The sequence below is a fragment of the Deinococcus aquaticus genome, from assembly GCF_028622095.1.
Taxonomy (GTDB): domain Bacteria; phylum Deinococcota; class Deinococci; order Deinococcales; family Deinococcaceae; genus Deinococcus; species Deinococcus aquaticus.
This window is the reverse complement of sequence record NZ_CP115165.1, coordinates 487,179-500,362: the sequence shown is the minus strand read 5'-3', so window position 1 is coordinate 500,362 and position 13,184 is coordinate 487,179. Positions and strand designations below refer to the sequence as shown.

At 69.0% G+C, this 13,184-nt stretch carries 12 protein-coding genes; 7 read left to right on the top strand and 5 right to left on the bottom strand.

All coding sequences use genetic code 11. From position 1 onward, the window contains the following. The first annotated feature begins 90 nt into the window (after nt 1-90). Entirely contained in the window at nt 91-393 is a 303-nt protein-coding gene (locus tag M8445_RS02485; RefSeq protein ID WP_273989409.1) for a putative quinol monooxygenase, read from the top strand. A 73-nt stretch (nt 394-466) separates the two neighbouring features. Beyond that, entirely contained in the window at nt 467-2,827 is a 2,361-nt protein-coding gene (locus M8445_RS02480; protein ID WP_273989406.1) for a DUF6930 domain-containing protein, read from the top strand. A gap of 50 nt (nt 2,828-2,877) precedes the next feature. Here the strand turns inward: M8445_RS02480 and M8445_RS02475 are convergent, their stop codons facing one another. After that, complete coding sequence (locus M8445_RS02475) at nt 2,878-3,237, bottom strand: VOC family protein (RefSeq protein ID WP_273989405.1); 360 nt, start codon at nt 3,235-3,237, stop codon at nt 2,878-2,880. Nucleotides 3,238-3,382: 145 nt separating this feature from the next. Between M8445_RS02475 and M8445_RS02470 the strand changes: the two genes are divergently transcribed. Further along, nucleotides 3,383-3,799 carry a pyridoxamine 5'-phosphate oxidase family protein gene (locus M8445_RS02470; protein WP_273989404.1) on the top strand — a complete coding sequence of 139 codons (417 nt, stop codon included), beginning with the start codon at nt 3,383-3,385 and terminating at the stop codon, nt 3,797-3,799. A 3-nt stretch (nt 3,800-3,802) separates the two neighbouring features. Here M8445_RS02470 and M8445_RS02465 read toward each other — a convergent pair whose 3' ends face one another. Next, a complete protein-coding gene (locus tag M8445_RS02465; protein ID WP_273989402.1) occupies nt 3,803-4,447 on the bottom strand; it encodes an ATP-grasp domain-containing protein in 645 nt (214 codons plus the stop codon). 177 nt (nt 4,448-4,624) lie between these two features. On the opposite strand from M8445_RS02465, the gene M8445_RS02460 reads away from it, so the two are divergent. Further along, nucleotides 4,625-5,803: a tetratricopeptide repeat protein gene (locus M8445_RS02460; protein WP_273989401.1), complete on the top strand. Its 1,179-nt coding sequence runs from the start codon at nt 4,625-4,627 to the stop codon at nt 5,801-5,803. A gap of 88 nt (nt 5,804-5,891) precedes the next feature. Here the strand turns inward: M8445_RS02460 and sufD are convergent, their stop codons facing one another. The 3 genes from sufD to sufC form a co-directional block, all read right to left on the bottom strand. Further along, nucleotides 5,892-7,244: a Fe-S cluster assembly protein SufD gene (gene sufD, locus M8445_RS02455; protein WP_273989400.1), complete on the bottom strand. Its 1,353-nt coding sequence runs from the start codon at nt 7,242-7,244 to the stop codon at nt 5,892-5,894. Nucleotides 7,245-7,481: 237 nt separating this feature from the next. After that, complete coding sequence (gene sufB / locus M8445_RS02450; RefSeq protein ID WP_273989399.1) at nt 7,482-8,888, bottom strand: Fe-S cluster assembly protein SufB; 1,407 nt, start codon at nt 8,886-8,888, stop codon at nt 7,482-7,484. Nucleotides 8,889-9,007: 119 nt separating this feature from the next. Further along, entirely contained in the window at nt 9,008-9,763 is a 756-nt protein-coding gene (gene sufC / locus M8445_RS02445; protein ID WP_273989398.1) for a Fe-S cluster assembly ATPase SufC, read from the bottom strand. Between the two features lie 314 nt (nt 9,764-10,077). Here sufC and M8445_RS02440 point away from each other — a divergent pair, with 314 nt between their 5' ends. The 3 genes from M8445_RS02440 to M8445_RS02430 are packed head-to-tail and all read left to right on the top strand — an operon-like array spanning nt 10,078 to nt 13,152. Next, entirely contained in the window at nt 10,078-10,764 is a 687-nt protein-coding gene (locus M8445_RS02440; RefSeq protein ID WP_273989397.1) for a MotA/TolQ/ExbB proton channel family protein, read from the top strand. A 22-nt stretch (nt 10,765-10,786) separates the two neighbouring features. Continuing rightward, the gene (locus M8445_RS02435) at nt 10,787-11,221 is read left to right on the top strand and encodes an ExbD/TolR family protein (protein WP_273989396.1); all 435 of its coding nucleotides are present in this window, start codon (nt 10,787-10,789) and stop codon (nt 11,219-11,221) included. Further along, nucleotides 11,218-13,152 (top strand): hypothetical protein, encoded by a 1,935-nt coding sequence (locus tag M8445_RS02430; protein WP_273989395.1) that lies wholly within the window; start codon nt 11,218-11,220, stop codon nt 13,150-13,152. The genes M8445_RS02435 and M8445_RS02430 overlap by 4 nt, the downstream gene beginning before the upstream one ends. Nucleotides 13,153-13,184: the final 32 nt, after the last annotated feature.

Sequence of the window (13,184 nt, the reverse complement as noted above, 5' to 3'; positions counted from 1 at the left end):
ACACCCGGAATACACGCCCAGGAAAGGGCGTATGGTGAGACCCGCACCCACCCCACAACCCATCCCCCAGACGTTCAGGAGGTTTCACCCATGATCATCTCCCACGGCACCCTCAGCGCCCCCACTGAACACACCGGACAGGTCCGCGTCCTGCTGACCCAGATCGCGCAGGCCACGCGTCAGGAACGCGGTTGCCAGCTGTACGTCGTCTCCGAGATTCTGGAACGACCCGGGCATTTTCTGATCACGGAACACTGGGACTCCATGCAGGACATGCACACGCACCTCGCGCTGCCCGGCGTGGGTGAGGCCGTTGCCGCCGTCCACGCCCTGGGGATCACCGACCTGAGCATTATCGCGTTCGAGGCAGGCGCGCCCACGAAGATCATGTGAAGCGTCCTACGGGGCCCGGCTGGCAGGACGCTCCGGCGCAGACGGCGTTCAGTCGGGCGGCTACACTGGTCGCATGACAGCACGTCGTCCTCAGTCGCGTGGGATGTGCCGGGCCTGCGGTTTCACTGGCACCAAGGCCACCATGACCCGGCACCACGACACCTGCCCCCAGCGGCCCCTGCACCGCGTGAAAGCGCGCGACGGCTACCGCCTGCGGATCACGGCGGCCAACTCCCGGTACTGGCTGGACGTCGAGGTGCCTGCCAGCGCCACGCTGGACGACCTGGACGGATTCCTGCGCGGCATCTGGCTGGAATGCTGCGGGCACCTCAGTGAGTTCTCCATCGGCCCGCAGGAGGACCACGACGACTTCGATCCATTCCGCCCGCGCCGGAAACGCAAACAACCGACCCTGGAGGCGCTGGGCCTGGGGGCCGGAGACCGTTTCGACTACACCTACGATTTCGGCAGCAGCACGAACCTGAAACTGACCGTGCAGGCGCGCGAACCCGTCACCACCACTGCCAGGGACACCGTGCGCCTGCTGGCCCGCAACCTGCCGCCCGAGCTGAGTTGCCAGGAGTGCGGCGCCCCGGCCCGGTGGGCGCACAGCTGGGAGTACGACGACCTGACCGGCCAGCCCACGCTGTACTGCGACCGGCACGGCGAACAGACACGGGACGAGCAACTTCCGGTCGTGAATTCACCCCGCATGGGCGTGTGCGCCTACGAGGGCGGCAACGACGACGACTGGCCGCCCGCCGAGGCACCCGAGCAGGCCGGGAAGACTCCCGCAGCCCAGAAAGGCTCGGCACAGAAGAGCCCGGCCCAGAAGGCTTTAGCCGAGAAGACCAGCGCCCCGAAGACCACCCCCAAGAAGGCGCGGACGTCGGAAACCGGGACACCCACCCGGGGACGACCGGACCGGGACGGCCCCCCCGTGACCGTAGAACCGGACACGGGCGACGCGATCATCCGGATCGACTCGCCGCTCGCTGCCGCGTTCTTCGACGCTGACGACGGGGACTTCGACCTCGACGCCCTGCGCGCACTGCCACTGGACCTGAACCTCGTGTGGATCGTGACCAGCCGCGAGTTGCCGGGCCTGCTGCCACCCGAGGAGGGGATGCCCAGCGTCACGCTGATCCTGAACGCCGTCACCGGGCAGATCCTGACCACCGACATCATTCCCGACGCCAGCCCGGAAGACGTGCTGGACGGGGTGCTGGACGCCATGCTGGACGGCACCAGCGCCGGCGTGCCCGCCCGGCCCCGCCTGATCATCACGCCCGACGCGGCGCTCGCCCCGGTCCTGGCGGACATGCTGACCGACCTGGACATCCAGGTGAACCAGCAGGCCATGCCGGAAATCGACGAAATGTTCGCAGAGATGACCGCGCAGGTCTCGACCGGACTGATGGACCAGCAGGCCGCCTACGCCCCACGCGCCTTCCTGACAGACGCCGACGACGCGACCGTCCGGGCCTTCCAGCAGGCCGGGGCGCGCTTCATGGCGGCCACACCCTGGCAGACGTTCCCACCGGACCGGCTGCTGCGGGCCAGCTGGACCGCGCCGGACGGCACACCCGCGCAACTGTACGCCCTGGTCATGGGCGAACTGGGCCAGGAGTACGGACTGGCGCTCTACCCCGACTGGCCGTCGTACGTGCAGCACACGAACAACAGTTTCAACACCGACCTGGCCCTGCTCGTCACGGGCGGCCTGGAGAGCCTTACCATGAGCACCGAGGCGGAATTCGACCCGCAGGACTGGGCGCGCCTGCGGGCGGCCGGACTGGGCGCACGGACCAAAAAAGCCCCCTCTCTGACACGCTTCACCGTCATTGGCACGGCACCGGCCCGCACCCCCCTGCACGCCGTGACCGCGCTCCTGAACGCCGTTTCCGAACGCGCTGAACGCAGACGGACGACCGTCACCTCACTGAAAACCGAACTGGACGGCGTGCAGATCCAGTTCCCGGCCGGACCGCGCGACGACCTGAGCCCCGCCGAACAGGGGGGCAGCGTGCAGATCATCGTGCGCAGCAGCGGCGCTTACGTCTCGTCCCGCGCCGTCATCCTGACCGGCCCGCCTGACATGCTGCTCTCACGCGCCTTCAGCGCCGTTCGCAAGATGCTGCGCGAGCAGGAAAGGAGCCTGAACGAACGCTTCCACCTGCCGTACTACCTGGAATCACCGCACATCCTGATCGAGAACGGCGGCATGTTCGGCGACCTGCACGCCCGGATGTGGGACAGCAATGTCGGCGCACCGAACCTGACCCTGGCGCACCTCGTCCGGCTGGGCACCCTGATGGACGGGCTGGGGACAGTGCAGGCCACCCGGCAGCCGGGCACGGTGGACGACCTGACCCTGGAACTAGGCACCGGAGAGGACGGCGACCCGACGCCCCCCAACCTGCGCCTGCGCTGATCCGAACGCCGACCAAACGGTTGTTGCAACTCATTCGATCAGAGTCCTTATCACTCCCCCAGGAACGACTCCACCTCGATCACGAACCCGCCCGGCGCGTCGAAGTAGAACGTCAGGCGGCCGTGATTCCGCTGCGGTTCCGGCACCGTGAACCCGGCTGCCAGCAGCCGCTCCCGCACCGCCAGCACCTGCTCGGGCGTGTCCTGAAGGAAGCCCACGTGAAAGGACTTCGGGTACGCCACGTCCCGCGCGCGGAACATGGACAGCAGGAATCCGTCCGGGCCGCGCAGGAACGCCATGTGCTCGTTCACCGGCATGTCCGGCGTACGCGCAAACCCGAAAAAGGTTTCCATGAGTGAAACGGTGCCCGGCACGTCCGTGACGCTCAGGTTCAGGTGATTCAGTCGCATGCGCCCTTGATACCCCGCGCTGCCCCCACAAAGTGCACGCACACCCGCAAACGCACCGGCCGCGCAAGGCCGCATGAAGGCCGCCTCGCCGCTCCATGAATCCCGCCCCACCACCCGCCACACCCAGCCGCGTAGCGTGGCAGGCATGCCCAACCAGAAGATGACCCAGCTGGCCCGCAAGATGCGCGGCCTGGACCTGTGCCTGATGACCACCGTCACCAGCTACGGCCGCCTCGCCTCCAGACCCATGAGCAACAACGGCGAGGTCGAGTACAACGGCACCAGCTACTTCTTCACCTGGGCGGACTCCCGCACCGCCAGGGACATCGGGAAGAACAAGCACGTGCAACTGAACTTCCGCGCCGAGAAGGAATTCCTGTTCGTGGCTGTGCAGGGCGAAGCCACCCTGACCACCGACCGCGACGCCATGCAGGAGCACTGGCAGGAGCAGCTCACGCAGTGGTTCAAAGAAGGCCTGGACACGCCCGGCCTGACCATGATCGAAGTGAAAGCCCGGCGCGTGAACTGGTGGGGCGAGGAAGACGGCGAGATCGAACTGTAAGGATCACGCGCCTTCCCACACGGTCATGAACTGCTCCGGCGTCCAGCCCACCAGATCAGACACCTGCCCGTCCCCGACCTCCACCACGCGCCACACACCATCCGCGCGCCGGGCGATATCCACAGAGAAGAAAGGTGATGGGATGCGCCCCGCCACAAGGCGAACCAGTTCCGGCACCCTCGCACCGTCCGCGCTGAACGCCCGGCCCGCCCTCACGAAGAACCGCGCCTCCGACGCCGGGTCCAGATCCTCCACGCGGCGCACGCACACCCCACCCTCAATCTGCCCCCGGAAGTGCGCCATGCGCTCCAGCAGTTCCCCGATCTGATCAGAGCGCGTGATGACGCTGCCCGCGCCGGTCTTCAGTGACTTCACGAAGTCCTTCACAAAAAAGCCGTCCCAGCCCAGCTGCTCTAACTGGGGCGAAAGGTCGCTCAGGTCCGTGAAACACACCGTTTCCGGCGTCACGTCCTCCAGGAGCGGCGCCCAGCGCGGAAGGCGATGCGCCGCCAGATACGCCTCTGGCGAGGTCATCACCCACGCACCCGCCCCCTCCACGGCATCCACAAATGCCCGGTACCCGGTACCGTCCAGCATCCAACCCCGGTACAGCACCGTCTCGCCCGGCATCAGCGCCGGCCGGAACACTTGGTCACCATCAAGGGCACAGGTGGACACCGACCACCCCCGCCCGGCAAACGCTTCTGCCTGGGCGGCAAAAGTCTCATCGGGCTGACGAGGGTTGAAGTAGTCCGCCGGGAACAGAGGCGCGCATTCCGTCAGTGTAGGCGGCGTGCGGGCCCGGCGGGCCGTACAGTACGGAGCGTGAAGCGCCTGCCCCAGCTCATCCTGACTCTCCTGTTCACGGGTGCCCTCGTGCTGCCCGGCGCCGGGGTGACCCTGGTGCCACCGCCACAGGCCGCGCAGGTGGCCCGGAGCGTTCAGGTGGCCGCGAAGTTGCTCACGCCGGACGAGGTGATCGTCCTGATGAACGCGGGCCGCCTGACCGACGCGGAAACGGCCGCCCGCGCCGCGTCGGCCGCCCACCCGGAATCCGCGCGGTCCCTGCTGCTGCTGGCCCGCATTCAGGCCCGGCAGGGGAGACTCCCGGAGGCCCGCGTGACCCTGAGCCGCGCCCAGACCCTGCCGCAGTGGGACGAGCAGGAACTCGGCGTGCCCTTCGAGTCGCCCGGCCGTATAGAGCAGGTCATGCTGCGCGACCCGGCCGCCGCGCGGGGCCTGCTGGCCGACGTGCTGCTGGCCGAGGGGGACGACCCCAAAGCGTACTACCTGCTGGCCATGACCGAGGCCTTCGCCCGCGAGTGGGACGCCGCACGCGCCGCGCTGGTACGGGCGCGTGCCCTGGCACCCAGTCTGGGATTCGCGGACCCGGAGTCGCTGGCCTCACTGGAACGGGCCTTGCAGGAGAACCAGCCACCTGTCCTGGACGGGCCGGCGCTGGCCCCATCACCGTGGCGGTACGCGTGGGTGGCGGTGGGCGTCTTTCTCGCCTGGGGAGCGCCCGTCGGATTCCGCGCATTCAAGCGTTACCTTCAGGCGGAACGCGTCCGGCGGGAGCGGCGCATCACGGAAGTCACCGAACGCACGAGCGCGCTACAGGCACAGCTTGATGAGGTACTCCGGCAGGCCCGGCAGCAGACTGGGCCTCAGGCGCAGCCCTTCCTGGCCCGCCTGACCTACCTGAACAGTCAACTGAAGCAGTGGCGTCAGGAAGGACTGGACGACCTCGCCACTGCGGCCATGATTCAGACCCGCTACGACCGTCTGTACGCCGCCGTGCACACTGAGGAAACCTTCGCTGTCTACATCGCCGAGGAGAAGGAACGGGAGATTCAGGAGGCCAATTCCCTGGCAGTCATAGCCCGCAGTGGTACCCAGAGACAGGCCAGCGGCCCGTCCAGCCTGCGCAAGAGTGAACGCAGCAGCTGGAGCAGCGGCCGCAGTAGCTCCAGCCGCGACAACTCCGGCGGCAGCAAGTGGTGACGGCCGGGCCCGGCAGCAGGGCACATCCGCACAGCAAGGCAAAACGGTCAGCTCCCACAGGAACTGACCGCCGCCGGAAACGGGACGCTTAAGCCGCGCCGACCTTCCGGGCAATGATGCCCTCGATGTACTTCACGACGCTTTTCAGGGGCACGCGGCCCAGCACGTCCTCCAGGAACGCGGTGACCAGCATCTTCTCGGCCACCTCGCGGGCAATGCCGCGCGAACGCAGGAAGAACAGCGCCTCCTGATCCACGGGGCTGGTGGTGCTGCCGTGGCTGCAACGCACGTCGTTCGCGTTGATTTCCAGCTGCGGCACGCTGAAGTTCCGCGCGTCGCTGGACAGCATCAGGGTGCGGTGCTTCTGGTACGCGTCGGTCTTCTGCGCGCCCAGGTCCACCTTGATCATGCCGCTGAACACGCCGACGGAAGAATCGTTGTTCACGCCCTTGTACAGCAGGTCGCTGTACGCGTTCGGTGCGGCGTGATGCTGCAGGGTGTAGTGATCGAAGTGCTGATCCTTGTTCGCGAAGTACAGGGCCAGCATCTCGCTGTTAGACCCCTGCCCACGCAGGTAGGACTGCATCTCCGTGCGGCTCAGGGTGCCGCCCATCGTGACGACCAGGGAGTTCAGGGTCGCGTCGCGGCCCACGTCCCCACGCTGCCGCTGAATGTGCGTGACGCCCTCGCCCCAGTTCTGAATGCTGACGTAGCGCACGCGCGCGGCGTCCTTCACGACCAGTTCCACCGCGCCGATCGCGTACGTGCCGGGCAGCGCCTCGCTGTCCTGCTCGTCGATGAACGTCACCTGCGCGTTCTCCTCGGCCACGACCAGCGTGCGGGTCGCGGTGTACGTCCCGGCGTCACTCATCACGCGGAACGAACCCAGGGGCAACTCGACCTCCACGCCGCGCGGCACGTACACGAACGCACCGTTCGTCCACAGGGCCGCCGCCAGCGCCGAGAACTTCCCTTCGCTGGGATCCGGGCTCTTGCTGGGAGTCGTGCCCGGCGCAGCAATCGTCGTATCGTCCGGCACTTCCGCCGGCACCACGCTGTACAGGTACTGCTGCACTTTATCTGCGTACTGCTCCACGGCCGACTTCAGGTCCGTGAAAATCACGCCCTTCGCCGTCAGTTCCGCCGGAAGTTCCGTACGGTACACCACGTCCGGCCCGTCCAGCACCAGGAACGCACCCACGTCCGTGCCGGTCAGGCGGTCCTGCACGCTCTGCGGCAACGCCGACACGTCCGACACCACATCCCGCTTCCCGTGAGGGCGCAACGCGTCGAAATCCACGTCCACGCGCGTGTACTTCCACGCCTCCACGCTCTCCTGCGGCACGTCCAGCGTCGTGAACAGCTCCAGGCTTTCCCTGCGCTTCGCGCTCAGCCACTCCGGCCCCTGCACCTGCGCCAGTTGATCATTGAATGTCGTCATGAAACCTCCTTGATTACGTTGTTATGGGCATCCCCAGGGAGCACGACTGCTCCAGCGGGGGGAACCCCTCAGTCCGCTGCGCGGCCAGCTCCCCTCGAGGGGAGCCAGGGCACACCAAGCCTCCCCTTGAGGGGAGGTGCCCCGGAGGGGCGGAGGGGTCGCCCTGCGGCAGCGGTGATGGAATCCGTCTGCCTGCCTGACCGGCGCGTCATGGCCGGTCCGGCAGGCGAAGGGAGATCAACCGACGCTGCCTTCCATTTCCAGTTCGATCAGGCGGTTCAGTTCCACGGCGTACTCCAGCGGGAGTTCTTTCGCGATGGGTTCGATGAAGCCGCGCACGATCAGGCCGGCCGCCTCGTCTTCGCTCAGGCCGCGGCTCTGGAGGTACAGGATCTGCTCGTCGTTGATCTTGGACACCGTGGCTTCGTGGCCGACGCGGGCGTCTTTCTCTTCGATCTCGATGTACGGGTACGTGTCGGTGCGAGCCTCGTCGTCGAGGAGCAGGGCGTCGCATTCCACGTTCGTCTGGCTGCCCTTGGCACCCTCGTAGATCTTGACGAGGCCACGGTAGGAGCTGCGGCCGCTGTCCTTGCTGATGCTCTTGGACACGATGGTGCCGCTGGTGTTCGGGGCGAAGTGCACGATCTTCGCGCCGGCGTCCTGGTGCTGGCCGCGGCCGGCCATGGCGATGCTCAGCACCTCACCGCGCGCGCCTTCTTCGAGGAGGTAGCAGGCGGGGTACTTCATGGTGACCTTGCTACCCAGGTTGCCGTCCACCCATTCCATCACGCCGTTGCCGTACACGGCGGCGCGCTGGGTCACGAGGTTGTAGACGTTGTGGCTCCAGTTCTGGATGGTGCTGTACCGGAAGCGCGCGCCTTCCTTCACGACGATCTCGATCACGCCGGAGTGGAAGGAGTCGCTGGAGTACGCGGGGGCGGTGCAGCCCTCAATGTAGTGGGCCTGCGCGCCCTCGTCGATGATGATCAGGGTGCGCTCGAACTGGCCGCTGCTCTCGGCGTTGATGCGGAAGTACGTCTGGAGGGGGATGTCCACCTTGACGCCCTTGGGCACGTACACGAACGAGCCGCCCGACCACACGGCGGAGTTGATGGCCGCAAACTTGTTGTCCTCGGGGGGCACGATGGTGGCGAAGTGCTCGCGGAACAGGTCCGGGTACTCTTTCAGGCCGTCCTCGATGCTCAGGAACACCACGCCCAGCTTCTCCCACTCCTCTTTCAGGTTGTGGTAGACCATCTCGGACTCGTACTGTGCGCCCACACCGGCCAGCGCGGCGCGCTCGGCTTCGGGGATGCCCAGACGCTCGAAGGTCTGCTTCACGTCGTCCGGCACGTCATCCCAGCTGCGGGCGTTCGCGCCCTCGGGCTTGATGTAGTAGTAGATCTCGTCGAGGTTCAGGCCGCTCAGGTCCGCGCCCCAGGTGGGCATGGGCTTGCTGTAGAAGATGTCCAGCGCCTTCAGGCGGAAGTCCAGCATCCACTGGGGTTCGTCCTTGGCCTTGCTGATCATCTCGACCACGTCGCGGCGCAGGCCCTTGGGGGCCTTCACGGCGTAGCGTTCGGGGTTGCTCCAGCCGTACTCGTACTCTTTGTTGATCTCGTTGACTTCGGGATTAATGGTCATGGGGGTGCTCCTTCAGGGGGCAGATGGCAAATGGTCGAAGGCAGATGGCGCAGGCGCGGCTTGAGCTGCTGCTGAAGCGCTTCTGGCCCTCAGCCATCTGCCTTCAGCCTTCTGCATCTTCATGCCGTGGCGAGTTCCTTGACCCAGTCGTAGCCTTCGGTGTCCATCTTCTTGGCGAGTTCGGGGCCGCCGGTCTGCACGACCTTGCCGTCGAGGATGATGTGGACCTTGTCAGGGACGATGTAGTCCAGCAGGCGCTGGTAGTGGGTGATGATCAGGCCGCCGAGGTTCGGGCCGCGCATGGAGTTCACGCCCTTGGAGACGATCTTCAGGGCGTCGACGTCGAGGCCGCTGTCGGTTTCGTCCATGATGATGTAGTTGGGTTCCAGCATCAGCATCTGGAGGATCTCGTTGCGTTTCTTCTCGCCGCCCGAGAAGCCGGCGTTCAGGTAGCGTTCGACGATGCTCTCGTCCCATTCCAGGGTCTTGAGGGCGCTCTGGAGCTTGCCGTAGAACTCGGTGAAGCTGACCTCTTCGCCTTCTTCCTTGCGGGCCTGCATGGCGAGGCGCAGGAAGTTGGCGATGGTGACGCCAGGGATCTCGACGGGGTACTGGAAGGCCAGGAACACGCCGAGGCGGGCGCGTTCGTCGGGTTCCATTTCCAGGATGTTCACGCCGTCCACGAGGACTTCGCCCTGCGTGACGGTGTATTCGGGGTCGCCGACGATGACCTTGGCGAGGGTGCTCTTGCCGTTGCCGTTCGGCCCCATGATGGCGTGCAGTTCGCCGCGGGGGACGATCAGGTTGATGCCCTTGAGAATTTCGGTGTCGCCGACGGTGGCGTGCAGGTTGCGGATTTCGAGCTGGTGGGTCATGCGGGCTCCTTGGGGAATCAGGGGGTTTTGTTAGGAATGATTCCTACTTACGGGCCTATTTTACCCGCATCGCCCCTTAAAGTCGAGTGATTCACTGCGGATTCTGCGGGGGCGCGGCGCGCGGGAGGCGGGATGCGGCGCCGGGCGACACTGGGGCGTGGGAGCGGGGGGAAGCCCCCGCCCGACCGGTGATGGCCGGAGAACCACACGCGCCACCCCCGTGAACGCCCCGCGCACCCGCCCTGCCCCCCTCATGAGGCCCGCGCACGCCCCTTTCACGCTTGCCACGCCCCTGCGTGCTACCCGTGGGGCACATGAACGTCATTGATCTCCTCCGCGCCGCCGGACCCCTGCTGTGGGTCCTGCTGGCCCTGTCCGTGTACGTCGTGTACCTGAGTGCCGCCCGCGCCCAGGCACTCTCCCGCCTGGGCGCGGACGCCCGCACCCTGATCGAACGCGCCCGCGCCGTCACCGCCGAGAGCGGCCCGGCCGCCGCGCTGGCCGAGGTGGACCGCGCCGCCCACCCCAGCCCGGCCGCGCAGGTCCTGCGGGCCGGACTGGCCCGCGCCGACCGCGGCGCTGAGGCCGCGCAGGCCGCCATGCAGTCCGCGCTGCTGACCGAGGACGCCCGCCTGTACGCCGGCCTGGGCGCACTGGGCACCGCCGCGCAGATCGGCCCGCTGCTGGGCCTGCTGGGCACCGTGATCGGCATGGTGCGGTCGTTCCTGGTGTTCAGTCAGACGACCAACCCCACGCCCGCGCAGCTGGGCACTGGGATCAGCGAGGCGCTGGTCAACACGGCGGCCGGGCTGGCCGTGGCGATCATCGCGTACGTGTGCCGCAACGCCCTGCGTCTGAAAGCCGACCGGCTGGCCCTGCAGGCCGAACAGGTGCGCGAGGACCTGCCGGGCTGGCTGACCCGCCCCGTGCCGGCGGCCCGCCCGGCCGTGCCGGCTGCGCCCCTGCCGGACGTCGCGCTGAGCTTCGGCGGAACGCCGTGAGGGCTGGCGCCGTGGGGTCCGCGTGAGCGCCGCCCGCCGCCGCTTCCGGGAGGACACGGACACCGTGACCTTCGACTTCGCGCCCATGGTGGACATCGTGCTGCTGCTGCTGATCTTCTTCTTCCTGACCAGCAACCTGGGCGCCCGGCACAACGCCCTGCCGCTGGACCTGCCGCGCGCCAGCAGCACCGTGCAGGAAACCCCGGACCTGCCCATCGTGAGCGTCAGCCGCACCGGGCAGGTGTTCCTGAACGGCCAGGAAACCACCCTGACCCGCCTGCGCGGCGCGCTGGAGCCCCTGGCGAAAGCCTCGGGCGGAGTGGTGGGCCTGCGCGCCGACGAACGCGGCAATTACGGCACGGTCGTGCGGGTCATGGACGAGATCAAGCAGGCCGGAGGCTCCCGCCTGGCGCTCGGCACCCAGCCCGGCGGCGCGGCGGGGGAGGGCGCGCCGTGACCACCGCCCCGCACCCCGGCCGGTCCTCACCCGAACGGCGCGAGCAGGTCCGGGCGGGCGTGGTGGCCGCCGCCGTCCACGTGGCCCTGCTGACCGGCCTGCTGCTGCTGCGCCCCCAGCCCCTGCCGCCCGCCGCGCCGCCAGACCTGACGACCGCCCCCATGGAAGTCGTGACGCTGGCCGCACCAGTTGCCAGCACGCCCCTCAGTACGCCCGCCATTCCGCAGGCCCCCGCGCCAGCACCCACGCCCAGAGCAACCACGAACCCCCGGCAGACGCCGTCCCAGCCGGAAACGAAACCAGAAGCGAAAGCGGAACCCACTCCGCAGCCGACGCCAGCGCCCACCCCGGCCGCCACACCCGACCCGGCCCCACCCGAGTCCGCGCCGCCTGCTGAGGCGCCCCGCGCGGCCAGTCCGGCCCCGGCCACCCCGCAACCCGCCCAACCCGGCCCGGCAGACCCGGCCCCCACGCCCGACCTCACGCCGACCCCGGCGGCCAGCCCGGCACAGGGAACCCCAGTACAGGGAACCCCGGCGCAGGCCGCGCCCGAGCCGATCACCCCGGCTCCGGTCGAACCGGTTGCCCCGGTGGCTGCCCAGACATCAGCGCAGGCGGACACGCCATCCGACCCGGTTCCTGCTGCGGCCACGGGTGCCCAGGCGACCATTCCGGAGGCCCCGGCCCCGGCGGCCCCTGCCCGCACCCCGGCCGTGACGACGCCGGACCCGCAGACGCCGGAGGCGGCCGTGCAGGCCCGCACGCCTGCTCGTGCGGCCCCGGCTGAATCGGTGGCGGCCGAATCGGTGGCGGCCCTGCCACGCCGGGAGGACGCCGCGTCCGCCAGTAGTGCCTCTGCCAGCAGCGCCGACGCCGCGCCGCGCGCTGCGGCCGGCCGGCCCACCGCTGCGCCGGACCCGGCGACCGCGACGGCCATCCCGGCCCGCCCGCAGTCCCGCCCGGCCCCTACTGGCACGCCGGCCGAGAGTGCCGCCCGGGCCACGCTGCCGGACGCGTCGCCCGTCACTGCGCCCGCCCCAGCCGCGCCCAGCCGCGCGCAGGCCAGTGGGCCTGCCGACAGCGGCAACGCGACCGGCAGTGCCCCGCAGGCGTCCGCGCGGCCCACGACCACCCCGGCTCCCACGCAGGCGGCGGCCCCGGCGGCTCCCGTCGCGGCGACCCCCACGGCTCCGGCAGCCAGCCCGGCGGCCGCTGCACCGGCCCAGGCTGCCCGACCCACTCCCGCTCCAGATCCGGCGGGGGCCACCCAGCCCGCTGGCGGCGCGGCGGCGCGAACTCCGTCCCCGGCGGCCGGGGACAGCACTCCGGCAGCCAGCGCGGCTCCGCGTACGCCGGGCGGCGCAGCAGGTGACGGACCGGCAGGTGGCGGATCGGCCCCCGCCCCGGCGCAGGGCAGCCGGGGGGCGTCCGGCACGGGCAGCGACAGCACGCCCGGCGCGGACGGCCCGGCCCCCGCCGCAGCTTCCCGCAGCGGCCCCGGCGGGACCGGCGCGTCCGAGGCGCCTGCCGCTGCGGCCGGAACGGTCGCGCGTGGCGGGGGCGGCGCGGCCAGCGAAACGCGGCCCCTGACCTGCACGGTCGTGATCGACGTGCGCGGCCTCGGGGCGTTCCAGCGGGACATGACCAGCATCGTGTACGCCGAGGGCGGCGCGCAGGTCTGGCCGGACGCCGCGCTGATCAAGGGTGTCAGCAGCAGCCTCGTGCAGGAAGGCAACCTGCACACCTACGTGACCAGCGAGGCGGAACTGTCCGCCTTCAAGAACATCACCCGCGTGAAGGCCGCCCGCATTCAACCCAACCGCTTCGCGCCCACCTCGAAGGTGTACACGGACGTGACCCTTCCGGCCGAGGCCGCCGCGCAGTTCCGGTCGGCCGGGCAGGCCTGCCGCGTCGTGTACCTCAAAACCTGAACCCGGTCAGGTGCGCGTCACGTTCACCTGCC

Bases quoted from the DNA above. Each gene is read 5' to 3' on its own strand.
- M8445_RS02485 (WP_273989409.1), top strand. From the start codon at position 91: ATGATCATCTCCCACGGCACCCTCAGCGCCCCCACTGAACACACCGGA.
- M8445_RS02480 (WP_273989406.1), top strand. From the start codon at position 467: ATGACAGCACGTCGTCCTCAGTCGCGTGGGATGTGCCGGGCCTGCGGT.
- M8445_RS02475 (WP_273989405.1), bottom strand. From the start codon at position 3,237: ATGCGACTGAATCACCTGAACCTGAGCGTCACGGACGTGCCGGGCACC.
- M8445_RS02470 (WP_273989404.1), top strand. From the start codon at position 3,383: ATGCCCAACCAGAAGATGACCCAGCTGGCCCGCAAGATGCGCGGCCTG.
- sufD (WP_273989400.1), bottom strand. From the start codon at position 7,244: ATGACGACATTCAATGATCAACTGGCGCAGGTGCAGGGGCCGGAGTGG.
- sufB (WP_273989399.1), bottom strand. From the start codon at position 8,888: ATGACCATTAATCCCGAAGTCAACGAGATCAACAAAGAGTACGAGTAC.
- sufC (WP_273989398.1), bottom strand. From the start codon at position 9,763: ATGACCCACCAGCTCGAAATCCGCAACCTGCACGCCACCGTCGGCGAC.
- M8445_RS02440 (WP_273989397.1), top strand. From the start codon at position 10,078: ATGAACGTCATTGATCTCCTCCGCGCCGCCGGACCCCTGCTGTGGGTC.